At 66.9% G+C, this 23,247-nt stretch carries 22 protein-coding genes; 2 read left to right on the forward strand and 20 right to left on the reverse strand.

Annotated features, from left to right (window positions below; translation table 11 throughout):
- Positions 1 to 6: 6 nt before the first annotated feature.
- From HKK74_RS23160 to HKK74_RS23200, 9 genes are all read right to left on the reverse strand, one after another.
- Positions 7 to 294, reverse strand: a complete 288-nt coding sequence (locus HKK74_RS23160) for an antibiotic biosynthesis monooxygenase family protein (RefSeq protein ID WP_187245383.1) — start codon at positions 292 to 294, stop codon at positions 7 to 9.
- 24 nt (positions 295 to 318) lie between these two features.
- Entirely contained in the window at positions 319 to 1,059 is a 741-nt protein-coding gene (locus HKK74_RS23165) for an SDR family NAD(P)-dependent oxidoreductase (protein ID WP_187245384.1), read from the reverse strand.
- Between the two features lie 96 nt (positions 1,060 to 1,155).
- On the reverse strand, positions 1,156 to 2,013 hold the full coding sequence (locus tag HKK74_RS23170) for an AfsR/SARP family transcriptional regulator (protein ID WP_187245385.1): 858 nt from the start codon (positions 2,011 to 2,013) through the stop codon (positions 1,156 to 1,158).
- Positions 2,010 to 2,468 carry an SRPBCC family protein gene (locus HKK74_RS23175; protein WP_187245386.1) on the reverse strand — a complete coding sequence of 153 codons (459 nt, stop codon included), beginning with the start codon at positions 2,466 to 2,468 and terminating at the stop codon, positions 2,010 to 2,012. Before HKK74_RS23175 ends, HKK74_RS23170 begins: the two co-directional genes overlap by 4 nt.
- A gap of 30 nt (positions 2,469 to 2,498) precedes the next feature.
- Positions 2,499 to 2,753 carry an acyl carrier protein gene (locus HKK74_RS23180; RefSeq protein ID WP_187245387.1) on the reverse strand — a complete coding sequence of 85 codons (255 nt, stop codon included), beginning with the start codon at positions 2,751 to 2,753 and terminating at the stop codon, positions 2,499 to 2,501.
- A 167-nt stretch (positions 2,754 to 2,920) separates the two neighbouring features.
- Complete coding sequence (locus HKK74_RS23185; RefSeq protein WP_222722627.1) at positions 2,921 to 5,077, reverse strand: AfsR/SARP family transcriptional regulator; 2,157 nt, start codon at positions 5,075 to 5,077, stop codon at positions 2,921 to 2,923.
- A gap of 510 nt (positions 5,078 to 5,587) precedes the next feature.
- Positions 5,588 to 6,979, reverse strand: a complete 1,392-nt coding sequence (locus HKK74_RS23190) for an acetyl-CoA carboxylase biotin carboxylase subunit (RefSeq protein WP_187245389.1) — start codon at positions 6,977 to 6,979, stop codon at positions 5,588 to 5,590.
- A gap of 23 nt (positions 6,980 to 7,002) precedes the next feature.
- A complete protein-coding gene (gene accB, locus HKK74_RS23195; protein ID WP_187245390.1) occupies positions 7,003 to 7,515 on the reverse strand; it encodes an acetyl-CoA carboxylase biotin carboxyl carrier protein in 513 nt (170 codons plus the stop codon).
- Between the two features lie 7 nt (positions 7,516 to 7,522).
- On the reverse strand, positions 7,523 to 8,992 hold the full coding sequence (locus HKK74_RS23200) for an acetyl-CoA carboxylase carboxyltransferase subunit alpha (RefSeq protein WP_312881689.1): 1,470 nt from the start codon (positions 8,990 to 8,992) through the stop codon (positions 7,523 to 7,525).
- Positions 8,993 to 8,998: 6 nt separating this feature from the next.
- Between HKK74_RS23200 and HKK74_RS40170 the strand changes: the two genes are divergently transcribed.
- Positions 8,999 to 9,616: a DUF6059 family protein gene (locus tag HKK74_RS40170; RefSeq protein WP_246491914.1), complete on the forward strand. Its 618-nt coding sequence runs from the start codon at positions 8,999 to 9,001 to the stop codon at positions 9,614 to 9,616.
- Positions 9,617 to 9,623: 7 nt separating this feature from the next.
- Here HKK74_RS40170 and HKK74_RS23210 read toward each other — a convergent pair whose 3' ends face one another.
- From HKK74_RS23210 to HKK74_RS23260, 11 genes are all read right to left on the reverse strand, one after another.
- A complete protein-coding gene (locus tag HKK74_RS23210) occupies positions 9,624 to 10,109 on the reverse strand; it encodes a MarR family winged helix-turn-helix transcriptional regulator (RefSeq protein WP_222722628.1) in 486 nt (161 codons plus the stop codon).
- A gap of 62 nt (positions 10,110 to 10,171) precedes the next feature.
- The gene (locus HKK74_RS23215) at positions 10,172 to 10,555 is read right to left on the reverse strand and encodes a hypothetical protein (protein ID WP_187245392.1); all 384 of its coding nucleotides are present in this window, start codon (positions 10,553 to 10,555) and stop codon (positions 10,172 to 10,174) included.
- 343 nt (positions 10,556 to 10,898) lie between these two features.
- Entirely contained in the window at positions 10,899 to 11,786 is an 888-nt protein-coding gene (locus HKK74_RS23220) for an aromatic prenyltransferase (RefSeq protein WP_187245393.1), read from the reverse strand.
- 29 nt (positions 11,787 to 11,815) lie between these two features.
- Complete coding sequence (locus HKK74_RS23225) at positions 11,816 to 12,988, reverse strand: hydroxymethylglutaryl-CoA synthase (protein WP_187245394.1); 1,173 nt, start codon at positions 12,986 to 12,988, stop codon at positions 11,816 to 11,818.
- Positions 12,989 to 12,991: 3 nt separating this feature from the next.
- Positions 12,992 to 14,053 carry a hydroxymethylglutaryl-coenzyme A reductase family protein gene (locus HKK74_RS23230; RefSeq protein WP_187245395.1) on the reverse strand — a complete coding sequence of 354 codons (1,062 nt, stop codon included), beginning with the start codon at positions 14,051 to 14,053 and terminating at the stop codon, positions 12,992 to 12,994.
- Entirely contained in the window at positions 14,050 to 15,141 is a 1,092-nt protein-coding gene (fni, locus tag HKK74_RS23235; RefSeq protein ID WP_187245396.1) for a type 2 isopentenyl-diphosphate Delta-isomerase, read from the reverse strand. The genes HKK74_RS23230 and fni overlap by 4 nt, the downstream gene beginning before the upstream one ends.
- Positions 15,138 to 16,256 (reverse strand): phosphomevalonate kinase, encoded by a 1,119-nt coding sequence (locus HKK74_RS23240; RefSeq protein WP_222722629.1) that lies wholly within the window; start codon positions 16,254 to 16,256, stop codon positions 15,138 to 15,140. The genes fni and HKK74_RS23240 overlap by 4 nt, the downstream gene beginning before the upstream one ends.
- On the reverse strand, positions 16,253 to 17,302 hold the full coding sequence (gene mvaD, locus HKK74_RS23245) for a diphosphomevalonate decarboxylase (RefSeq protein WP_187245398.1): 1,050 nt from the start codon (positions 17,300 to 17,302) through the stop codon (positions 16,253 to 16,255). The genes HKK74_RS23240 and mvaD overlap by 4 nt, the downstream gene beginning before the upstream one ends.
- Entirely contained in the window at positions 17,292 to 18,395 is a 1,104-nt protein-coding gene (gene mvk / locus HKK74_RS23250) for a mevalonate kinase (RefSeq protein ID WP_187245489.1), read from the reverse strand. The genes mvaD and mvk overlap by 11 nt, the downstream gene beginning before the upstream one ends.
- Positions 18,395 to 19,483 carry a polyprenyl synthetase family protein gene (locus HKK74_RS23255; protein WP_187245399.1) on the reverse strand — a complete coding sequence of 363 codons (1,089 nt, stop codon included), beginning with the start codon at positions 19,481 to 19,483 and terminating at the stop codon, positions 18,395 to 18,397. Before HKK74_RS23255 ends, mvk begins: the two co-directional genes overlap by 1 nt.
- Positions 19,484 to 19,619: 136 nt before the next feature.
- Positions 19,620 to 19,802: a hypothetical protein gene (locus HKK74_RS23260; RefSeq protein WP_187245400.1), complete on the reverse strand. Its 183-nt coding sequence runs from the start codon at positions 19,800 to 19,802 to the stop codon at positions 19,620 to 19,622.
- 500 nt (positions 19,803 to 20,302) lie between these two features.
- On the opposite strand from HKK74_RS23260, the gene HKK74_RS23265 reads away from it, so the two are divergent.
- A complete protein-coding gene (locus tag HKK74_RS23265; RefSeq protein ID WP_281397984.1) occupies positions 20,303 to 23,212 on the forward strand; it encodes a helix-turn-helix transcriptional regulator in 2,910 nt (969 codons plus the stop codon).
- The last annotated feature ends 35 nt before the right edge of the window (positions 23,213 to 23,247 follow it).

Raw genomic sequence — 23,247 nt, forward strand, 5'->3', positions numbered from 1 at the left:
CCGGGATCAGGTCCGGGCGATGATGTCGAGCACCTGCTTGCTCGCCGCTTCCCGGATAGGCTCGAACGCCGCGGACATGGCACGGCGTTCCGGGCTGGACTCGAACGCCCGAAGTGCGTCCCGGCTCTCCCAGTCACCGGTGATGACGTACCTCCGCCGCTCCTCGGGATCTGACATCAGTGTCTGACCCAGGCTCCCCGGAGGCTCGGCCTCTTTCAGCGCCGTGAACCAGATGTCCTCGAAAAGGGACTCGCATCCTTCACGCACCAGCATCGTGAGCACTGCACGGACCATCGGGGCCTCCTCCTGATCGATCTCCTAGATCCCGCCGTCGACATCGAGTACGGCGCCGGTGACATACGCTGCGGCGTCGCTGGCGAGGAACAGGACGGCTGCGGCGATCTCGGCGGGCTCGCCGAGCCTCCCCAACGCGGTCATCTGCGCGTAGCGTCGCTTCCCGGCTTCACCCTGGGGGCTCTTCTGCCCGGTGTTGTCGACGATGCCGCACGTGAGGGCGTTGACGCGGATGCCCTCCGCCCCCAGCTCCTTACAGAGCGCACGAGTCAGGCCGATGATGCCCGCCTTGGAGGCCACGTAGTGCGCGGCGTTCGGCATTCCGTGCTTGGCCACGGCCGAGGTGATATTGACGATCGAAGACGGGCGCGCCAGCCGGTCCAGCGAGCCGCGGATCATCTGATAAGTGCCACCGAGGTTGGTCTCGACCACGCGGCGCCACTCCGCCGTGGGCATTTCAGCCAGTGGCAGATGGCTGATCACCCCGGCGTTGTTGACCAGGACGTCGACCGGTCCGAACGCTTCGTGGGCCACGTCGAGCAGGCGGCGCACGTCGCCCTCGTCGGCGACGTCCGCGGGGACCAGCCGCGCGGCCGCGTCGCGTGCCGCGAACTCCGCCCGGAGGGTCGCCGCCTCGTCGCTCTCCTGCCGATGGCAGGCCGTGACGGAGACGCCCTGCTCGATCAGAGCCAGGGTGATGGCACGCCCGATACCTCGGGTGCCTCCGGTGACCACCGCGTGCTTTCCCTTGAGGCCGAAATCCATGGTGCCGTCCCTTCGAGCTTCGAGTGGGCTCGGGTCATCAGGTTTTCAGGGCGGGATTAAGCCGAGATCAGCTGCCGGAAAACTCCGGGCCGGCGCTCATCGGGCCCATGACTCCCATCGGAGCGGCGCTCGGTCGTCCGCCTCGAGGATCTCCTGGTGGAGCAGCTTCAAGTCCCGGCTGGGCTCGACCCCGAGGTCCTCGACGAACGCGCCGCGGAGCCCGCGATACGCCTCCAACGCGTCCTTTCGCCGACCGGCCAGGCTCAGCGCCACCATCAACTGCGCGTGAATCCGCTCGTTGAGCGGATGCTCTCTGACGAGGGCGCGCAACTCCGAGATGGCCTCGGCGTGCCCGCCCAGGCGCAGCTCCAGATCGATCCGCCGCTCGAGAGCGAAGATCCGCGACTCTTCAAGGCGCAGGGCCGCCGCCTCCAAGAGTGGCGAGGAACGCACATCCACCAGCGCGGACCCTTTCCACATGCCCGCTGCCTCCCGGTAGTGCCTCAGCGCACGCTCCATGTCGCCGCCGTCGCAGGCCGCTCGCCCACGTTCACACAGCCGCTCGAACTGGTTCGCGTCGAGCGAGTCGTCATCGATCTCCAGCCGGTAGCCCGGATCGCGGGTGACGATCACGGGTGGCCCGGAAGCGGTCAGGGCGTCGAAGATACGGCGGAGCTGCGACACGTACACCCGCAGCGCCTTCATCGCGGTTCGGGGGGGCTTGTCACCCCACAGTTCCGAGATCAGCGTGTCGGTCGAGACCACGGTGTTCCCCCGTACCAGGAGGATTGCCAGCAGTACCCTCAGCTTGTTCGCGCGTGGGGTCCAGTTCCGGCGCCCGTCCAAAACCTCCAGCGGCCCGAGCAGCAGGAAGCGGACGGAGTGCGCCGGCATGCCAGGGTCCTCGGCCGGGACGAGGACGTGCTCTCTCATGGTCGCCTGCGGTGCGTTCATGCGACGCGCTCAGCTGCCTCCTCCACCAGCCGCTTGATGCGTTCCATCTGGATCGCGGTGTTGTGGTTCAGGCGGTCGGTCATGCCCGCATCATCCAGCGGAGCGTCATCCCGCATCGCGAAGTCCTGCACCCAGCGCATCCGCACACCGGAGGCGACCTGCTCGTACTGCCAGAAGAGGTTCATGTATCGGAAGACGCCGGTCTCCACCCGGTGCGCCCGCACGGTGTGCGTCAACGGGTCGGGAGTGCGCTCGGAGACCCAGCTCCAAACTTTTCCGTTCTCATCCGGGTGCAGGGCGAGCCGGAAGCGGACAGTGGCTCCCTCACGTGCCACGATCTCGGCGGAGGCGTACTCACTGAACAGCCGAGGCCAGGATTCGACGTCGTTGGTCATGTCCCAGACCAGGCCCATCGGCGCGTCGATGATGATCGAATTGTCGGTGTGTCCCGCCATGGGGCAAGTCCCTTCGTTGAGGTGCCGCGATCACGCCACGGTCAGTCGGGGGTTGACGTAGCCCACCACTGCGTCCGGCGTCCTGAGTTCATCGACCTGTTCCTCGGGGATGTTCACCAGGAATTCCTGCTGGATCCGCGCGGCCAGCTCCAGGCGGGCCAGGGAGTCGTAGCCCATCTCTTCGAAGCTGACCGCGCTGATGTCGTCGTCCAGGCTGATGGAATCCGGCTCACCGGCGCAGGCGCGCAGGATTCGCCTGATGTCGTCAACGCTGAATTGGGACAACTTTCGCTCCCTTCGTCTCCGGTGGCCTTCGCTACCGGTGCACCCACTCTGGAGGCGGTGGCTTGAGGTCCGCTGGAGGTGGTGGCTTGAGGTCCGCTGGAGACGAGAGGGGGCGGAACGAGATCGGGCGAGCGCGCCGGAGGGTGCTCCCCGGCAGCGCAGAGCTGCTAGGCGCCTATTGACGGCAAGGGAATCGGCTCTCGGGGATCGGCGCATTCCGGGGTCGCGCGGAGCAGGTCCGACTCACTGCGTTCGTGACCGTCCCCGCGATGCTCGAGAGCTCCTCCAGTGTTCCCCGGATCCTCCTTGAGGTACCCGAGGTCCTTCTGGCGGCGCCCTAGGTCCGTCCCGCGGTGTCCGAGGTCCTTCCCACGGTGCCCGAGGTCCTTTCCACCACGGTGCCCGGTGCCTGGCTCATCCCGCGCCACGCCACCGGGCACTGGCTCCAGAAACTCCAGATCCAGGCGTTCCCGGGCATAGATCCGGACGAGTTCGTGCATTCGATAGCGGATCTCGCCATCACCGACGCCGTCCGTCATCGCCAGCAAATGGCAGTCAGCCAGGCGGAGCAGCTGCGTCTCCACCTCGTCGGTCTCGTTGCCGGCCAGCAGCGCAGCGGTGGTGGCGGAAAAATCGGGCGGCGGCAACAAGCTGATCAGCCGGAAGATGCTGCGCGCGGGCGGATCGAGTGCCCAGTAGGCCGTCTCTAGGCGACTCCGGACGTCCAGGTCGGCAAAGGAGAGGACGTCGAGCCGTCCCCGCGGGTCCTGAAGCCGCGCCACCAGCTTCGCGATCGGCCAGCTGCGCATGCCCGCCAACCGCGAGCCGACGCAACGGAGCGCGAGCGGAAGCCCGGCGCAAAGACGGGCAGCCTGTTCCGCTTCGCGGACCATGGGCCCCGAATGCCCCCGCCCGCTCACGGTCACGAGGAGCCGCACCGCCTCGTCCTCGTCCATCTCCTCAAGCTCAAGGTGCCGCACTCCAGGCAGGCTGTACAAGCCCGAGCGGCTGGTGACGATGACCGCGCAGTTCGGCGAGGCCGGAAGCAGCGGCTTCACCTGGGCCGGCGAATGCGCGTTGTCCAGGACGACGAGCACCCGCCTGCCCATGCACCAGGTGCGGAAGAGCTTGCTCCGCTCCTGAATGCTCTCGGGAATCTCCGACGGAGGAATGCCGATCGCCCGGGCGAAGTCCTCCAGGACCCGATAGGGGTCGGCCGGGTGCTTCGACGTGCCCCGCAGGTCGGCATAGAGCTGCCCGTCTGGAAACTCGGCCCGCTCGGCATGTCCCGCGCGCAACGCGAGCGCGGTCTTCCCGACACCGGGCATTCCAGAGATGCAAACGGCGCGTACAGCGGTGCTCTCCTCGTCGGGGCGCACCAGGTATTGATGTACCCGCTCCAGGACACTCTTCCTGCCCACGAAATCGTAGATGTCGGGGGGCAGCTGGGCGGGTACCAAGAGCGTCTCAAAACGTCCAGGAGCAGGCCCGGAGGGAGAGTCGGGGGTGGTGGACGGAGCGACAGTCGAGGACGCGGATACCGCGGTCCGCACCGTGGCGTTCTTCTCCGCGACATCGGAACTCAGCAGGTTCTGGTGTAGCTGCTGCACGGATGTCGACGGCTCCATGCCGAGCTCGTCGACGAGCATGCGGCGCAACCTCCGGTAGGCCTCCAGCGCCTCGTAGCGGCGGCCCGACTGATGCAACGCCATCATGAGGTGGGCATGAAAGCGTTCGTTCAGCGGGTGCTCGGAGACCAGCATCTTGAGCTCGCTCACCAGCTGCTGGTGACGTCCGAGTTCGAGGTCGGCCGTGATCCTCAGCTCCAGGGTCCGCAGGCGCTCCTCCTCAAGCCGCGTCACGTGCGCCGACAGAATCTCCCCGACGGCGACGTCGGTCAGCGCCGGGCCGCGCCACAGTGCCAGTGCTTCGGTGAGGCGCTCGGCGGCGCGCGCCGGGTCGCCCTCCTCCAATGCCGTCCGGCCCTCATGGGCCAGCCGTTCGAACCGGAGGATGTCGCCCCGTTCCGCCGAGACGTCGAGCAGGTACCCCGAGACCCGGGTTTGGAGCTGTGCCGATGTGCAACGTTCCAGAAGCTCCTTGCGGAGCTTGTAAATGTAGGTCTGCAGTGTGGTCATCGCACTGCTCGGGGGCTCGTCGCCCCACAGCTCGTCGATAAGCTCATCCACCTGCACGAGCTTCCCGCTACGGACGAGCAGGAAGGCGAGAACCTGCCGTACCTTTGGAGCCGTGGGAGTGAGCTCCAATACCCCGTCGGCGACCCACAATGGGCCCAGAATCCGGAAATGCATACGCTCCGCCATTCTGCGCTGACGCTCGATGCACGCTGACCCGTGCCATATGTCGGATTCTCGGCCTTTTTTGTCCGACTCGGGCAATGCGGTAATCGAACACCAGCGCACCGTGAGTCGACCTGGCCTTGAATCGTCGGACCTCCGCCGGTACGATTTCTCACCCCCTGTAGCCCGAGATAAGGAACCCTTCACTCCGCTCAATTCGCTCCACCCGAGTAGCGCTCTCTGCCACTACCAGGACGATCACCGCCACACCATGCACAGCCGGGCCTCGCGCGGCACTCGAAGATGACTCGCGTCCCTCTGGAGCCCACGCCGCACGACTGCTCCAGTTATGAATCCGCCATTCCCATGTAACAAAAGTCGTACGGGTGATTCCGTTGCGCGAAGCTCCAGGGCTTTCTCCATGTGATCATCCGACTACGTTGGGAGAACGTTTGGGGAATTACATATGAATCGAGCGCCGTTCGCTGGCCACATCCGGCCCGCGGCCGTGCGCAAGGATCACCGCATCCTGGGTCAGGATGGACAGGACGCCCGTCTCGCACCGGTCCGCCGGACTTCGGCCGGCTTCAGATCCCCGACCAGGCCGGTCGTGTGCTTGGCAGCACGGAATGTCGCGTCTGCCAGCACCTCGCGGAGGAATTCGCGTGTCGTGCTCATCCCCCTGCCCGCCACGCGGAACTCACCGAGGGCGCGATCGGCCCGTTCGATGGCCTGACGGCGGTCGGGCGCCCATACTGCCACCTTCGCCAGCAGGGGGTCATAGTCGGCGGTAACTCGAAGTCCCGGGAACCCATGGGTGTCCACTCTGACGAACGGTCCACCCGGAGCAGAGAACTCCTCGACGACGCCCGGCGTCGGCAGAAAGCCCCGCTCTGGGTCCTCTGCGTTGACGCGGCATTCGATGGACACACCCCTGGGCGCGATGTCTTCCTGGCGAATCGACAGACCGTAACCGGCGGCAACGCGGAGTTGTTCGCGCACCAAATCCACACCGGTCACCAGCTCCGTCACCGGATGTTCGACCTGGATCCGGCAATTGACCTCCATGAGGTAGAAACCCCCGTCCTGGTCGACCAGGAATTCATAGGTTCCGGCTCCCGCATAGTCCAATTCGCGCGCTGAGTGCACCGCCGCCGCGCAGATCCGGTCGGCCAGCTCACGAGGCAGCCCAGGCGCAGGCGTCTCCTCGAGCAGTTTCTGCCTGCGCCGTTGAACGGAACAGTCCCGTTCACCGAGCTGTACGACCTCGCCCTCGCCGTCCCCGAGAATCTGCACCTCGATATGCCGGGCATTCTCCAGGTACCGCTCCGCGTACAACCTCGCGTCGCCGAACGCCGCTTGGGCACCCGCCCTTGCCTCCAGGAAGGCGCCTGACAGGTCCCTGGGGTCACGCACCACCGTCATGCCGCGGCCGCCACCTCCTGCCACCGCCTTGATGATGACCGGGTAGCCGATGGCGGCGGCGACGGACTTGGCCTGGCCGACGGTCTCAAGCGTCTCCGGGCTGCCCGGCAGCACGGGCAGCCCCGCTTCCCGGGCAATCTCACGGGCCCGGGCCTTGTCGCCCAGCTTGGCGAGCAGCGACGACGACGGCCCCACGAACGTCAGCCCGGCGGTCTCGCAAATCTCGGCGAAGTCAGGGTCCTCCGACAGGAACCCGTACCCGGGGTGCACCGCGTCGGCACCCACCTGAAGCGCGGCCGTGATCACGGCCGCGGCGTTGAGGTAACTGCGCCGGGGAGCGGCGGGCCCGATCCGGACGCATTCGTCGACGAAGCGCGTCACCGCGGACTCACGGTCGGGGTCAGAACAGACGGCGACGGTACGAATGCCGAGCTCGCGACAGGTACGAGCCACCCGGAGCGCGATCTCCCCCCGGTTGGCGATCAGAACGGTCGAGAACATAGGTCTCCTCCCAAAGCGTGGGGTCAGGCGGAAGCCAGCACCAGCAGAGGCTCGCCGTATTCGACCGGAACGGCATCGTTCACCAGCACCTCGACGACGCGGCCGGACCGCTCCGCGCTGACGGCGTTCATCAGCTTCATCGCCTCTACGATGGCCACCTGCTGACCCTCCTCCACGATGTCGCCGACCTCCACGAACGGCCTGCTTCCCGGGGAAGGCGCACGGTAAAAGGTGCCCACCAGGGGGGCTTCCACGACGAAGGAATCCCCGGGGCGAGCCGCGTCAGGGGTCTGCGGCGGAGCCGCGCCCGCAACCGGCACAGGGGCCACATCCGCGACAGGCACAGGCACTGCGGTCGCGTCCAAGGCAGGGGGCGTCACCCGAGCCAAGTCGGGCCACTCGACCTCGATGCTGGTGTCGCCCCTCTGGAGGCGCACGCTCTTCAGCGGACCGCTCGTGGCGTCGATCAGTTCGACGGTCCGCAGACACAGTTCTTCGAGGGTGTTCTCCGTACTGCTGGCCGGTTCGTCACTCATGTGCACCTCAGTCCTTTACGCCGTACGCGGCGAACCGCTCCCGTCTGCGGCCGACCAGTTCGCCCGGGTCGGCCTCCGACAACTCGTTCAACGTCGTGATGAGCGCATCGCGCAACAACTCGGTCGCGGCCAAGGGGTCCTCGTGCGCTCCATCCGCCGGTTCCGGCACGACGGCGTCGACGATTCCCTGCGCGAGCAGGTCACGTGCGTCCAGGCGCAGCGCGGCCGCCGCCCGCGGCGCCTCGGCCCGGTCCTTCCAGAGGATGGCCGCACAGCCCTCAGGACTGATCACCGAGTAGATCGCCCCAGCGAAGGCGAGCACCCGGTCGGCCACCGCCAGCGCGAGCGCGCCGCCGCTGCCGCCCTCGCCGATGATCACTGTGACGATCGGCACCGGGAGCCCCGACATCAGGCGAATGTTCTCGGCGATCGCCCAAGCCTGCCCCGCCTCCTCTGCCTCCACCCCCGGATGCGCCCCCGGCGTGTCGACCAGCGTGACGATCGGCAGCCCGAGTTTGGCGGCCATCCGCATGAGCCGTCCGGCCTTGCGGTAGCCGGCCGGCGAGGCCATCCCGAAATTGTGTGCGACCCGTTCGGCCGTGTTGCGACCCTTCTGATGGCCGATGACCATCACTGCCCTGCCGTCGAGACGGCCGATGCCCCCCACGATGGCGGGACAGTCGCCCGAGACCCGGTCGCCGCGCAACTCCTGGAACTCGGCGAGCAACCGGCTGAAATAGTCGATGGTCGTCGGCCGCTGCTGATGCCGCGCCAGCTCCACCACCTGCCAGGGATCCCGTTCGGGCAGGGCTCCCGCATCGCGGATCAGGCGAGCGGGCGGCGGCGGAGAACCCCCCGCTTCGCGTTTTGCGCCGACTCCCGCGCCGAGAACGGAGGCGAGGGCGGGCCGGAGTGCGGCACGCGGGACCACGGCGTCCACGAAGCCTCGCTCCAGCATGAACTCGGCGGTCTGGAACCCCTTGGGAAGGGCCTGCTGGATCGTCTGCTGGATCACGCGGGGACCGGCGAAACCCACCCGCGCACCGGGCTCGGCGAAGATGACATCCGGCAACGTCGCATACGAGGCGGCGACGCCTCCGTAGGTCGGATCCGTGATCAGCGAGATGGTGAGAACGCCCGCCTCGTCCAACTCGGCGAGAGCTTGACTCGCTTTCACCATCTGCATCAACGAGAAGGCGCCCTCCTGCATTCGGGCCCCGCCCGATGCGGTGACGAGCAAGAGCGGCGTGCGAGTCCGCAGGGCGGTCCGTGCCGCCGCTGCCAGGCGCTCCCCCACCCCCACACCGAGGCTGCCTCCCATGAACCGGAAGTCCATGACCGCTGCCACGACCGGATGTCCCTGCAGACTCCCGGTGACGCAGGTGATCGCCTCCTCGGCCTGGGTGGTCTCGCGCGCACGGCTCAGCCGCTCCGGGTAGGGACACTCGTCCACGAATCCGAGCGGATCGTCGTTCACGCTCACATGGCCGAGGGGCATGACGGACTCGGCGTCCAACAGTTGTCCGATGCGCTGCTCGGCGGTGAGCCGAGTATGGGCACCACACCCGGGACACACGCGCATGGAGCGTTCGAAGCGTCTGCCGAAGGTCAGCTCGCGGCAATGAAGGCAACCATGCCACTGCTCCACGTCGGCGGTCATCGTCTGCGGATTCACCAGGGCAGAGTGGCCCGGCCGGCTCAACTGCCAATGGAAGACGGCTGGGACAACCGGCAACGGTGGACCGGGTCGCGATACCGGATTCGACGCCTGCCCACCGATCTTCAACCGGCCCTTGAGTGCTCTCTGCCATCGTCCACCACGAAGTACGGGCTACCGCTGGAGGACAAGATGGGCGCAAACCTGGGGCGTCGGCTGTTGAGACACCTCTGGAAAGGCCTGAATTACACCGCCTACGCCGCTGCTTGGATGCCGCCCGTTCCACTTCGGGTCTACCCGGACGCCGAACAAGACGTCGCCACGACGCCGACGCCGTCTCTGCCGCCGGCTCACCCGGAACGGCTCGTCCCAGACGAGCCGATCAGTGCCGAGGCGGCGTCGTTGTGGATGCAGCTCTCCGACCTCGGCAAGCCGCCTCGGTAGATGGAGCCTAGGTCCCAATCGCTGTCTGGGACTGTGCGCCGCTCAGGGAGTGCGCGTGGCTGAGCAACGTTTGCAGAGTCCGCCTCAGCTCAAGATTCTTCCCACTGGCGCTCCCGCCCAAGGGCTCCAGATAGCGGTCCTCAAGCTCCCGCACCTTGGGCGCGGCCGTCTTGACCACCTCCACGCCCTTGGGTGTGAGCGCAAGCTGGACGGCCCGTGGGTCGTCCGGGTTGTCGGCCCGCTCCAGGAATCCCGCCTTTTCGAGGGTGCGGGCCAACCTCGAAACGTACATGGGTTCCAAGCCGCTGAACTGGGCCAGCTGCCGCTGGCTCGGACGGGTACCACCCATCGTGATGGCGTAGAGCGAGGCCACCACGGCGTACTGGGCGTGCGTCAGCCCGAGCGGCGCGAGCATGCGGTCCATCGCCACCCGCCACCGCAGCGACAAGTGCCAGAGGAGATAGCCCGTCGGATGGGGTTCGGCCGATTGCACCACAACAGTCTATATGTTTACTACCGAGGCCAGACCTGCTGCGGGACGACGGACGGGCTCGTTCACCCGTCAGCCACCGGCTGTGTCCGGTAGTTCTGCATGGTGGCGATCGTCCCGGCGATGGTGGCGACGGCCAGTCCCACGACCATGAGCCACGCACCGACCATGCCGCTCGCCGGGCTCGACTCGAAAAGCCTGTCCGATTTGCCGGCAGCGAAGAAGATGATCAGGTTGAACAGCCCGGCGGCCGGGCCGGCGGCCGGCACGCCCCGGCCAGGCAAGAATGCGACCAGTCCGGCCGCCACCAAGATGGCCACGAGGCCCGGCGGGATCGTCGGGGTGTCCGTCACTCCAGCGATCATCTGGAGCACGAAGCCGATGGCGCCGACCAGGAGAGCGACCACCGTCAGCTTGCTGCCAGTGGATAGCGTGCCTCGCGAGCTCATCGGACCTCCTTCACTGTCATGGACTCTTCCTGCGTTACCGCCTCGGTGAACGGCGACAACCCTGTTACTATATACATGGTTACTGTAAGCATGTTTGATATGTCGACAAGGACTACCGCGCAGAGCCGGCTCGGCCGGGCCGCCAGTCGCTGGCGGACATCGCGCGGTCGATCGCCTATCACAAGGCCCAGCGTCGACGTTCGGTGGCGCGTAGCCCGTCGGCGTCCGCAGTCGCGGACGTACCCACTCCAGCTGACTGCGGGCAAGAGCGCAACCGATCACCCGGCAAGTCCTTGACGGTGCCCCTGCCAGGCCCGCCCCACGCGGTGACCGGCTCGGATTATTAAATGAAGTCCACCGTCCCGGGCTTCCATTTAAGGTGCGACTCGAGTTTGTAGTACTCTCCTTCGGGTGACGACGCGACGCCGTAGACGAACTTACGGTCGCCATCACCATGACGAACACTTTTCACGAACTGCTCGATTTCGGGTTCGATTCGAACGGGAAGTGTCGTCAGATCCGTGGTTGTCACGCCAAAGCAGAATCGCTCGATCTTCGAAGAATCCCAGCTCAGGGTGACATATAGTCCGAACGCTTCCTGGCCGAGCTTTAGCATCTGCTCGCTCGGTTCCGGTAGTCCGATTTCGCGGAGCATCGGCACGACGGTCTTCGATTCAAAGCATTCAGCGGGTACCTCGTTGAAGTACACATTAACCGTTCTGTGCGGGTAGTCGATCGCGATCGCACCGACTCTTTCGTCCAGGCCATGGCGGGCGAAAAAATTGAAATTCTCGGCCAGACTGCGCGGCATAGACGGGATGTCGGCGAGCTTTGACAGCTCTTGCAGGTCATCCGGAGTGAAGACCGAATAGACTTTCTTGAAGCCGCCAACGACTCCGAAGTCAATACCGTGAGTGTCAATGGCGCATCGTCCCCGGATATCCGAGAGCAGGGCGCCGACGGGATGGTCCGTCTCCGCGGTAAGGCCATTCGACAGAGCGGCGGGATATGGATCCCGGTCCTTTGGATGCGTTACGAAACGGCAGTCGAGGTCTCCCACGTGGCGCATGCCAGTCGCCACCCTGAAGGCAACGGGCGTGGCATGCGCCAATGCGTCCCCGTACACGGTCAGGATAGGCCAGACTTTGTCACGCGAGCAGGCTACATCCAGCAGCCGAGCTGATTCCTCAATGACCGAATAAAGTTCTTCCACCTCAGTGGTTACGGACATTTATCCTCCAAGTGTTGGACTAAGGTGTCCTATCGCGGCTCGTAGATGCGCTTGTGACCGGATAGCGCAGCCAGCCGGTACGGCCCGGCGGTCTCCCTCGGCGCTGAATAGTCTCCGCCGTCGTCGGGGAAGGACTGTTCGTGCAGTTCGCGATACTTGGCATAGTCGATCGGATGACGCTGGGTGATCGCGTCGCGATGCGCCGCGACCCGCAGTTGTGAGCGATAACCGGGGACCACGGTTCCGGCGAAGAACTCGGCGACGCTGCCGGACCCGTAGCTGAGGAAGCCGATGGCCTGGTGGGTCAGATCGTCCGCGTTGTCGAGCAACGAGGCCAGCCCGAGGTACATCGACGCGGTGTAGCTGTTCCCGATGTCGGCGTTGTATGTCGTCGTGTCCGCGATGGCGCGGGCGATCTCGCCCTTATCGGCGTCGTGCCCGCAGTAGCCCAGCAGGTGGCGGTGTGCCTTGTAGGCCATCTTCGTGAACGGCTGGTGGTAGCAGAATGCGCTGAACTCGCCGAGCGCGCGGCCGCCCTGCTCGGCATAGTCCTTCCACGCTCCCTCAACCGCCTGCAAGTACGCGGAGATGGACTCCTTCCCGTCGACCAGCGCGGTGGCGCGATAGTTCGGCCGCCAGAAGTCCATGACGTCGGCGGTGAACAGGCCCGACGGGTCCTCGATCTGCACCAGGGCGGGGTCCGCGCTGACGAGCATGGCCGCCGCCGCCGCGCCCTGGGTCGCTTCCCCGGGACTGTCCAACTCGTATCGTGAGACGTCGCTGGCGATCACGAGGACTCGGTGTGAGCGGTCACGATGGACGAGTCCGATGGCGAACTGCAAGGCCGCCGTCGCGCTGTAGCAGGCCTGCTTCATTTCGACGACCCTGGCCGACGACGGCAGTCCCAGCAGTGAGTGGACGTACACGCCGGCCGACTTCGCCTGGTCGATCGACGACTCTGTCGCGAGCACGACCGTGCGGATCTGGTCGGCGCCATGCCGGGCGACGATGGGCGCGGCAGCGGCGGCGGCCATGGTCACGATGTCCTCGTCGGCCGCGGGAACGCTCATCGATCGTTGGCCGATACCCGTGTGATATTTGCCGATGTCGGTGCCGTTGTGGTCGGCCAGTGTCGTGTGCGGCAGGACGAACCGTGTCGTCGCGAATGAGAGATCGTGAATGCCGATGGCGTCACTGGTCATGGCCTATACCCCCGTCTTCGTGGTCTCGTCACTGCGTTCCAGGCGGACATGCGCGCGCATGAGTTCGCCGGGGTTGGTCTGCGCCGCCAGTAGTGAGAGTTCGCCGCACAGCACCGTCGCGGCCGTGATCACGGCGAGCCGGCGGGCGTTCTCACCGGGTTCGCGTGCTGTCCGGCAGCCGAGCCGCGTCAGGTTTTCCTCGACGAACTCAAGGCCCTTTCCGTTGCCGACCGTTCCCACGATCAGGTTCGGCAGGGTGCAGGAGAAGTAGAGGTCGCCGTCCCGGTCTTCGGCAATGGTCACGCCCTGTGAGCCTTCTACGATATTGGCCGCGTCCTGACCCGTCGCCAGATAGAATGCGAGCAGCATGTTCGCGTAATGTGCGTTGGCCGAGCGGATTCCGCCGGCGAGCAAGGTGCCGATCATGTTCTTGTGCACATTCAGCTCGGCTACCTTGGCGGCCGAAGTGCGCAGCACATCATGGACGATGTCGCGCGGTACGAGCAGTTCAGTGACTACGTTCTTGCCGCGACCGAGGATACCGTTGATCGCGGTTGCCTTTTTGTCGGTGCAGTAGTTTCCCGAAATCGAGCCGTACGAAATTCCCGGGATGGTCTGCAGTATGTGCGTCAGGAGCGCATCGGCGGCCAGCGTCGCCATGTTGTGCCCGGAGGCGTCGCCGGTGGTGAACTCGAACCGGAGAAACAGCAGGTTCGCCGCGATCTCGTGGCGGAACCCGATCAGTTCGGTGAATCTGCTGCAGGAGCGCACGACTTCGCGCAGTTCGTCGAGCCGCGCGTCAACTTCCAATGCGGCCACGTATGCGGTCTGCGCGTCCTTGGCCTTGACGAACACCGAGCGCGTCATCCGCTCGTCGACAAGGGTGGCCACGATACCGTCCTCGATCAGCATCGAGATCTTCGCGCCCCGACGCACCGAGGGCCACAGGGGCGACTCATAAGTGGCGAGCGGAACCTCCGTCTCGGTTGTCGTCACGTTTCCCGAGATTCTCAGCGGTCCCACCCATTTCATGGGAACGCCGGCGACCGCGTGCGTGTCGTTCATCGGGTGCTTCCAATCGTCTCGTGAGTGGTGCTGTGGGTGCTGGAGCGTGTGGCCAGCCGGCGGGTTTCGATGCCCCGGTCGGCGCAGAACGCGCGCAGGTCGCCATGGATGAGCACGTCGCACCGGGTCAGATCGGCCGGGGTCGGGGCGCCCAGCGCGGTCATCAGGGCTTCAAGCTGATCGAGCCACGCTGAGATCTGCGAGATCAGCGCCGGCACGCCGCCGTCGAGCACTGTCTTGAGGAACTGGCCGGACACTCCGGCAGCGGCCGCGCCGAGGGCCAGTCCGCGCGCCACGTCAAGCGGATTGCGGACACCGCCGGACGCCAGCACCGGGATCCCGGCACCCTGGGCGTCCAGCAGACAGGCGGGAGCGGATTGTCCCCAGCCGTTGAGGTAGGAGTAGTCGGCGTGATCGCGCCGGTCATTCTCGATGCGCGCGAAATTCGTGCCGCCGCGGCCCGCGACATCGGCCGCACGCACACCCATCTCTTGCAATCTCAATACGGTTTCGCGGCTCAGCCCGAATCCGACCTCTTTCACGATCACCGGGACGTCGACGCCGGCCGCGATCTTCTCGACCTGCGGGCCCCAGGACGAGAACGACCGATCGCCCTCCGGCATCACCGTTTCCTGAATGGAGTTGAGGTGGATCTGCAGGGCGTCGGCCCGCAACAGGCCGATGGCCCGCCGCGCTTTCTCGACAGAGGCGTTCGCGTTGACGTTCGCCATGATGAACCCATCCGGGTTCTCTCGGCGCATGACGCTGAATGTGCCCGCCACCGATTCGTCGGCGAAATACGCGCTCATGGATCCCGTCGCGATCGGGACGCCGGTCTCGCGAGCGGCGATCGCCAGATCCCGGTTGACGGCACCGGTCTTGGCGCTGCCGCCGGTCATCGCGTTGATGTACAGCGGAACCTGCCATTCGATGCCGCCGAACCGCGTGGCCAGCGAAACATCGGACCGGTCGATGCCGGCCAGGGCGTGATGGACGAAGGACACATCGTCGAACTGGTTGTAGCCGCCGAGGTGGCGTTGCTGCTCGGCGGCGAACCGGACATGGTCGTCCTTGCGATCAGCGATCATTCTGCGCTCACTTCCGTCGGCTGGACATGAATCGGCATGGGGAGCACTCCCGCGGCGGACCACCCCGCCCGCAGTTGCGAGATCTCCCTTTTCGCCGTGGCGTCCAGCAATGCGATGCCGCAGTCACCGCCCCCGGCGCCCGACGGTTTGGCCGCACCGCCGACGGCCTCGGCGGCGTCGCACAGCGCCGTCAGCTTGCTGGTGAAGATGCCCAGCCGAAGCTCGTTGTCCAGATCGGCGAGCACCTGGCGGGCGCCTCGGACCCGTCGCAGCAACTCGTCGTCGTTTCCCCGCTCGAGCGCGCGGATCGAGGCGCGCACGCACTCATCGCTGCGCGCCACGAAGCTCCGTTGTGACGTGCTGCCCTGCCACTCCCGCATTCCCAGGCGCCCCGTCAGCGAGGTGGTGCTGGCCGGTTGTCCGGTCCAGCCCACCTCCAGCACGAGTCCGCGGGGCGGCGGCAGCCGCCGCAGCCCAAAACCCGGCCACGGCGCGCGGATCGTCTCCTCGATGCCCCGGCGCTCCGCCATTTCGAGTACGGCGGCCCGATCGGGCGCGTGGTACGCGATCCAACCGCCCCAGACGCTCGCGGCGAGATCGCCGCCAGAGGAACCGGTACCGCGCCGCGCCGTCGCCAGCATCGCCAGCCGGAACCGGGCATCGGGCGACAACTCCATACCGCAGTACGCAGCCACGGCGGCCACCGCGGCGACCGTCACCGCGCCGCTCGACCCCAGGCCGAGCTTGGTTCCGTTGCGGTGCAGGCGGCTCCTGATCGAGACATGCATCGGGGGCGCGCGCAGCCCGCGCTCGGCCAGCAGCCCGTCGACCACTTCGATCGCCGACACCACATGGGTGAGGCCGTCCAGCGCCTGTCGCTCATCGTCTGCACCGAGCCCGGCGAGCCCGGCGCCACGCCGCTGAAATCGCGCCCCTCCCGGGCAGAGGTCGGAATCGATCACGACGTCGACGCCGTTGGATCCCGACACGGTGACGCTGACCTGCCGATCGACCGCTACCAGGATCGCCGGGTGCCCCGGCTCCACCACCGCGTACTCGCCGGCGATGAACAGCTTGCCCGGCGCATGCCGGCTGATCGAAGCCTGACCGGTCACTGCTCGGCCCCCATCCGCAGGCGAGCGCCCGGCCCACGCCGGGCGGTGACCACCGAGCATCCCGGCGCGGCGCCGCGCACCGTTTCGGCCACCCGGGCGGCATCCGCTCGGTGGCAGAGCACCTTGACGTTCGGTCCGGCGTCCATGGTCGCGTAGGCCGGTACACCGTCCTCCCGAAGCCGCAGTACGCCGTCGAGCACGGACAGAGTGGCCGGCGACAGGTAGCGCACCGCCGGCCGCGCGGCCAGCATCGTCGCGTGCATGCCCAGGGCGTTCCGCTCGGCGATCTCCCCTACCGCTTCGAGATCGCCACGATGCAGCGCCGCCCGCATGTCGGCCAGGTCGGCCTTGCTCGAGATCACCCACGACCGGTAGAGCGGCGAGGTCTCGACGGTTCGCCGCATGGCCGCACGGCTGGACACGGCCTTGGGGCCGGCATTGACCAGCGCGATCACCAGCGCGGGGTCGAATTCCGGTACGGGCACCGGCTCGGCGTAGGAGCCGAGGTCCGCGGCCGCGCCGACGCCCCGGCCCGCGTGGCATATCGCGAAGCCGCCGAATATCGACCGGGCCGCCGACGCGGACCCGCGCCGGGCCAGGCGCGACAGCGCGGTGGGATCGAGATCGAGACCGTATGCGGCGGCGCCGGCGACGGCCAGGGCGGCGAATCCACTCGCCGAAGACGCCACGCCCGCTCCGGTGGGACCGGAGTTGCGGGTCTCGACGGCGGCCGGTTCGGTACGCCCGGCCAGCTCCCGTACCAGATCCAGGAAAGCGATGACGCGCTGCCGCGGTTCGCCCGCCGCGGGCGTTCCATTGAGCGTGACGCTGTCGGCCTGCGCCGCGGGGCTGAGCCGGACGGTGGTGGTCGTCGGGAAGACGTCCAAGGTCATCGACAGGCTGTCGACGTACGGGATGATGAGTCGCTCGTCGCGCTTGCCCCAGTACTTGATCAGCGCGATGTTCGGATGGGCCACAGCGGTCGCGCCGCGATCGAGAACCCTCTCATGCGGCCCTACCGGCCCCAACTGGTGGTCAATTGGCATGACTCGCGAACCTCCCCACCGGCACGACCCAGGTCCGGACGGCGCCGGCTTCGTGGAGGCGCCGCACGACCGCCTGTGCCCGGCCAGGCTCTCCGGCCAGCGCGATCATGCAGCCTCCCAGCCCGCCGCCACTGATCTTGGCGCCCAGGCCGCCGGCCGCGAGTGTGGCATCGACCAGTGCGTCGATCCGGTCCGTGCTGAGCCCGATCTCACGGAGCAGCTTGTGGTTATCGGTCATCCGCGCGCCGAAGTCGCTCGATTGGCCGCGAGCGAGGTCGCGCGCGGCCGCGTGAGTCAGGCTCGACACCCGGCGTACGAATTCCGCCTGCGTTTCCGCGTTGCGCTCGAACTTGCGCCGCAACAGCTCTACCGCGTCCTTGGTACTGCCGGCGACCCCGCTGTCCGCGATGACGAACAGCCCGTCGAAGCCGAAAGGCCGGCTTACATCGGCGCGGCCGTCGGTCCGCTCTGGGGGATGTGGGGGGCCGTCCCCCGGCATGGGAATGGGCAGTTCCCTGGCGGTGCCGGAACGGAAGAGGATGGGAGACGTTGAACCGGTGGCGAGCGCATCGATGCCGCTCGCCCTGCCGTGCGCCACCTTCTCCGAAGTTTGCACGAGATCGAACACCGCCCTGGCGTCGAGCCGGCGGGCGAAGAGATCCGCGAATGCCAGAACGACCGCCCGGGCGCACGCGGCACTGGAGCCAAGCCCACAGCCCTGCGGGATCGTGCAGTCGATGAGCACATCGACGCACATGCGGCCGGCGACGCCGGTCATTTCCTTGAACTCCGCCACCAGGCGCCGCAGGCCATCCGTGGCAAGCGGTGTCGCCGGCGCGGACGCCGGTCCCGTCATCGCGAAGGAGACCTTGTCCGCACCGTCGCCCGGGCACAAGAATCGCGTGGCGTTCGCTGTGACCGTCAGTTGCGGAACCGGAATGGCCAGTGCCGGAGCGCCATAAACGACGGCATGCTCCCCGAGCAGAATGGCTTTGCCGTGGGCGCGTCCGACGCCGAGCCGGTCGCGTTCAGCGTCCGGATCACCCGCGGAGGTTCCGCGGTCGGCGAAAGTACGCGAATTCGTCGGTGGCATCACTGAGCCCGCTGCGTCGCCTTGATCGCCATCGCGGCGAGCTGATCCTTTGCGGGGATGGTGGCGTTACTCGCCTCCAGCACGGCCATGGCCCGGTCGGCGCGGAGCACGATCTGCCGTTCGATGTGGTCCACGGCGCCGATATCGACGAGTATGGCGCGTGCGGCGGCGAGTTCATCATCGGAGAGGTCGGTGCCGATCTTCGCCCTGAGGAATCTCGCCGCGCCCGGATCGCGTTCATCCGCGCTCTTGAGCGCCGTCGCGAGCAGAACCGTTCGCTTGCCCTCGCGAAGATCATCGCCCGACGGCTTGCCCGTCACCGTCGGGTCGCCGAACACGCCCAGCAGGTCGTCGCGGAGCTGGAACGCGATCCCGATGTCGGCGCCGAACGCCCGATAGGCTGCGACGAGTTCGGCCCCCGCGCCGGCGATCGCGGCACCGAACTGCAGCGGGCGTTCCACCGTGTACGAGGCCGTCTTGTACTGATTGACGCGCAGCGCCGAATCGATGTCTTCGTCGTCGCTCGCCTGGCTGATCAGGTCGAGCAACTGACCGTACATGACCTCCGAGCGCACCGCGGACCACACCGGTCCGACCCGGACCTGCGCGTCTGTCGGCAACCCGGACGCGCGGACCATTACGTCGGCCCATATCAGGGCCAGGTCCCCGACCAGGATGGCGGCGCCCGTGCCGAAAGCGTCGGGGGCACCGGAGAAGCGCCGCACCCGATGCCGCTCGGCGAAGGTCACGTGTGCGGCGGGATGGCCGCGGCGTGTCCGGGACGCGTCGATGATGTCGTCGTGAATCAGGCCCGACGCGTGCAGCAGCTCAAACCCCGCGCAGGCGCTCAGCACCGCCCTGGCGACCGGGTCGCGCTGGTCACCGCCGGCACCGATCCAGCCCAGCCAGGCGAAGGCCGGGCGGATGCGCTTGCCGCCGCGCAGAACGTAGCTCTCCAGCTCGACGACCGCTGCCGCGAGGTCCTGATCGAGCGCGTCGGCTTCGGCTCGGCGCTCGGCGAAGAAGTCCCTGATCGCGACATCGATGGCAGCCATATCCGCGGCTGCCCCGAGATAGCTGACGGTCATGCTCTCATCTCCCGATCGAGGCGACGATCGCCTTCGTACTCACGCATCTCGGACCCCCATGAATTCACTGAGATCACGTCACTTCGAGCGCGGGGTTTCCGGTCCATTCCGAACGCACGACCCCCGGCGCAGCGTCTCAGCGGGGTGATGCCATTCCAGGTGTGGAAACCGCGACGGACGATGGCCAAGCGCCGGCCGGCCACTCCTTCATCGCGGCCGGAACCCCCACCACCGCGCCTTCGCGATACGCAGGCGGCGTGACGAACGCGATCGAGCGGCTCCAGGAAAGTAACGCCAATTTCTGGACCAGCGCATCCACGGTCGCTCCACCACCCAACATCGAATCGGCATGGCACGACAGTAATCGCGATGTACCGCCCTGCCCACTACTCGCATGAGTAGTGCCAACTCGTACAGGCATTACGCGATGATCGTGTCGTAACGCCTCGAAGCGATCTTGATTCGGCCCCGGGTGTGCAACTGACCAGTCCGGGCAGTTGAACGCCGCGATGCGCCTGAAGGACGCTACCTGGGCCCGTCCGGGCCTGGCTCCCCTTACCCACGCCTCAATGGGAATGCATCGGCGGTCAGTGGAGAACGAGTACGACCTGCCACGTCTTTATCACGCAAAGGCGAACCCACCTCAAACACACTACGTGAGCTTGTTATTTCAAACAGTGATCGATTCGCCGGTCAGGTGTATCAATGAGTGCCTCTTGAGATAAGGCGTCCACGCCATCACGCTAGTACTCGTTGAGCATCCATTGCCATGCCCATGGCACGCGTTGGACGATTCTCCAGAGCAACACGGGGGCAATCATGAATCCATTGGTAGGGCGTGAACACATACTGTCCGCGTTGGACAGCCATTTGGATGCCACCTCGCAGGGCTCCGGCGGCTGTGTTATCGTCGAGGGACCGTTCGGCATAGGCAGGACTCGCCTTTTGAAGGCCACGGCCCTGGAGGGGGCCGAACGCGGCCTGACCGTGGTCGCCGGGCGGGCAGGTGGAACCGACCAGCCGATCCCCATTCACTTGCTGATCAACTTCTTGCGGCACGTGATGTCCGGTGAAGCCGATGTCGATGATCTGGTTCGCCCGGATAGTAATCCTTTCTGGTTGATGGATCGTATTGGGGAACTAGTCGAGAACGCGGCACGCAGGCGCCCCCTCATGATCGTTCTGGACGATGCCCAGCGGGTCGACGATGTCAGTGGTCTGGCCCTCAGGGGGCTCGTGCAGTCGCTCGCCTCATCACCGGTGCTGTGGCTGCTCGCACGTCGGCCGGTTCCCACACAATCGCTCGCCCAGCACGCCATCGGCTGGCTGATCGATCACGCCGCGGTGCGGCTTCACCTTGGGGCGCTGGACAATGAGGCGGTAGCCGAGTTGTGCACCAGCATCCTCGGCGCCAAACCGGATTCGTCTGTGCTCAGCTGGGCGGCTCGCTGCGGCGGTAACCCGTGGCTGGTGGAGAACCTGTTCAGCGCGCTCATCGAAGCGGGACAGGTGGTCATCGTCGACGGCACGGCTTCGGTGGTGGCCGAACGTCTGCCCGAAGGCGTCCTCGCTGCTGTTGGCCGCCTGCTGGACGAGATGCCGCCCGCGGTTCGGCGTCTGCTCGTGCATGGGAGAAGGATCGGTCATACGTTCACGGTCGAGGAGGCGGCGGCCTTGCTCGGCGAGTCGGCCCCCGATCTGTCCTCTAGTGTCGACGAGGCGGTGCAACTGGGCTTGATCCGAAGGAATGGCATGGAGCTGGCGTTCACCCACGAGGTGATCGGGGAAGCGCTTCAGCATGCCGCTGTCCGGGGGTGGGAGCCCGCCGCGGCCGTGCCCGCCACCGTGTCTTCTGCCGTGTCTTCTGCCACGCCCGCCACCGCGCCTTCGGCCATGCCATCTGCCGTGACCGCGATCGGCACCGGGGCGGCCGGCGGGGCTCCTCAGGTACAGCCCGGAGGCCGGCCTTCGCCTGCTCCTAGGGTGCACCAATCCCTGACCAGGGTGGCGGACGCCCATCCTGAACGGCCAGGCCTTGTCCCACCTGTCGTCATACCCTGCACTTCACCGCCACCGCAATCGCCCGGATGCGGTTGTGACGATATGGCGGCTCGGGCCATATCGACTCTGGGAGATCTGGGCGACGAAGCACCGCGAACGCTGGCACGTGCCCTGCGTCTGCTTGCCGGAGCGGGCCGGGGCGCCGAGGCCGGCCGCCTTGCGGACGTCGCCGTGCGCCCCGGTATCGAGGCGGCGGCCGAGGCGCAGCTGGTGCTCGAGCTGGGGCAAGGACTGCGGGACGCCGACTGCCACGGCATGTCGGCCGAGCTTCTTCAGCGAACGCTGGCGCGGCAGGACCTCCGTGAGCTGGATCGTGTCAAGCTGAAGGAGGCGCTCGCGGACACGGCGAAGCGCGTGAGCGGCGTGCCCAGCGCGAACGCGGCACCGGGGCGTGGGCAGCCGGCCGGCCTCGCGCCGCCGCTCATCCCCAGTCGGGACGCGGGGTCCGGCAACGGCACGGATAAGACCGGCGGGGGATTCTCCGCTCGGGAGCCGCGGCAGGCGGCGACCCCGCCGTACTGTGACGCATGCGAACGCCCGCTGTGGACGTGGATGGTCCGGGCCCTCATCGCGGCCGATCAGTTCGAGGAGGCGACAGCCGTCTGCGCCGCCATCAAGCAGGAGGCGGAGAAGCTCGGCGAGGCCAGGCCGGATCCCCTGTGGCACGGCTACCGCGCCGAACTCCTGGCAGCGGAAGGCCGGCTTGAGGAAGCGCGTGTCGAAGCCGAGGCCGCGCTTCGTCTGACGGACCGGTCGGCACCAGAGGACTCCGTACCCGCGCGAATGGTCATAGCCCGAATCAGCATGCATCGTGGCGATCTCGCCACCGCCAGCGAACAGTTGCGGATGACCGAACGGCTGGTGACCGGTGACGCGGCAGCCGACAAGGCCGGCCTGAATTGGGCACTCGCGCAATTCCACGCGGTCAGTGGGCGTCCAGCGATGATGGTCCAGACGCTGATCAACGTCGAGGGGCAGGTCACACCCGACTCGCTGCTCTTTACCGAGGCGCCGACGGCGGCGGCAATGCTCGTACGCCTGGCCAGGCAGGTGGGACTTGACGCGGAGGCTGAACGGGCGGCCGAGTTCGCCCGGCGAATCACCGAGCGCAACCCGACCGTGCCGTCGTTGGCGGGTGGTGCCGAACACGCCGAGGGCGTCCTGCGCCGCGACCCGGTTGCCTTGCACCGCGCCGTGGAGCTCTATCGGCTCGCCGCACGCCCGCTGGCGGCGGGTAGCGCACTCGAGGACGCGGCACGGGAGGAGCAGAGCATTCGGAACAAGGCCCGAACAGTTCGGCTCCTCGAGTCCGCTATGGATCTCTATCTGGATTGCGGTGCGCAGCGTGACGTGGCCCGAGTGCAGAAGAAGCTGCGGCGTCTCGGCGTGCACAATGTACGTGGTCTGGGTGCCGACCGGCCCAAGGCGGGCTGGGAAAGTCTTACGAGTGCCGAGCTTCGCGTCGTACGGGCGATCGTCGACGGCAGGACCAACAGAGAAGCGGCGAGCATCCTGTTCCTTTCGCCCCACACCGTCGACAGCCATCTCCGGCGCGTGTTCTCGAAGCTCGACATCAACAGTCGCGTCGAACTGACCAAGCACTTCATCGCGCACGAGGCCTTCTCACCCGCTATGGCCGCTTCGTATCAGCCTGGGTCCGCCGGCTGATCTGGCCGTGGTGGAGGCCCATGCCGGTCGCGGCG

Origin of the sequence: Actinomadura alba (genome assembly GCF_014323705.1) — a bacterium.
Lineage (GTDB): Bacteria > Actinomycetota > Actinomycetes > Streptosporangiales > Streptosporangiaceae > Actinomadura_C > Actinomadura_C alba.

Excerpts from the sequence above, each read along its gene's own strand:
- HKK74_RS23160 (WP_187245383.1), bottom strand. The coding sequence starts at position 294 with ATGGTCCGTGCAGTGCTCACGATGCTGGTGCGTGAAGGATGCGAGTCC.
- HKK74_RS23165 (WP_187245384.1), bottom strand. The coding sequence starts at position 1,059 with ATGGATTTCGGCCTCAAGGGAAAGCACGCGGTGGTCACCGGAGGCACC.
- HKK74_RS23170 (WP_187245385.1), bottom strand. The coding sequence starts at position 2,013 with ATGAACGCACCGCAGGCGACCATGAGAGAGCACGTCCTCGTCCCGGCC.
- HKK74_RS23175 (WP_187245386.1), bottom strand. The coding sequence starts at position 2,468 with ATGGCGGGACACACCGACAATTCGATCATCATCGACGCGCCGATGGGC.
- HKK74_RS23185 (WP_222722627.1), bottom strand. The coding sequence starts at position 5,077 with ATGGCGGAGCGTATGCATTTCCGGATTCTGGGCCCATTGTGGGTCGCC.
- HKK74_RS23190 (WP_187245389.1), bottom strand. The coding sequence starts at position 6,979 with ATGTTCTCGACCGTTCTGATCGCCAACCGGGGGGAGATCGCGCTCCGG.
- accB (WP_187245390.1), bottom strand. The coding sequence starts at position 7,515 with ATGAGTGACGAACCGGCCAGCAGTACGGAGAACACCCTCGAAGAACTG.
- HKK74_RS40170 (WP_246491914.1), top strand. The coding sequence starts at position 8,999 with ATGGCCGAGGGGCATGACGGACTCGGCGTCCAACAGTTGTCCGATGCG.
- HKK74_RS23215 (WP_187245392.1), bottom strand. The coding sequence starts at position 10,555 with ATGAGCTCGCGAGGCACGCTATCCACTGGCAGCAAGCTGACGGTGGTC.
- HKK74_RS23220 (WP_187245393.1), bottom strand. The coding sequence starts at position 11,786 with ATGTCCGTAACCACTGAGGTGGAAGAACTTTATTCGGTCATTGAGGAA.
- HKK74_RS23225 (WP_187245394.1), bottom strand. The coding sequence starts at position 12,988 with ATGACCAGTGACGCCATCGGCATTCACGATCTCTCATTCGCGACGACA.
- HKK74_RS23230 (WP_187245395.1), bottom strand. The coding sequence starts at position 14,053 with ATGAACGACACGCACGCGGTCGCCGGCGTTCCCATGAAATGGGTGGGA.
- fni (WP_187245396.1), bottom strand. The coding sequence starts at position 15,141 with ATGATCGCTGATCGCAAGGACGACCATGTCCGGTTCGCCGCCGAGCAG.
- mvaD (WP_187245398.1), bottom strand. The coding sequence starts at position 17,302 with ATGCCAATTGACCACCAGTTGGGGCCGGTAGGGCCGCATGAGAGGGTT.
- mvk (WP_187245489.1), bottom strand. The coding sequence starts at position 18,395 with ATGCCACCGACGAATTCGCGTACTTTCGCCGACCGCGGAACCTCCGCG.
- HKK74_RS23255 (WP_187245399.1), bottom strand. The coding sequence starts at position 19,483 with ATGACCGTCAGCTATCTCGGGGCAGCCGCGGATATGGCTGCCATCGAT.
- HKK74_RS23265 (WP_281397984.1), top strand. The coding sequence starts at position 20,303 with ATGAATCCATTGGTAGGGCGTGAACACATACTGTCCGCGTTGGACAGC.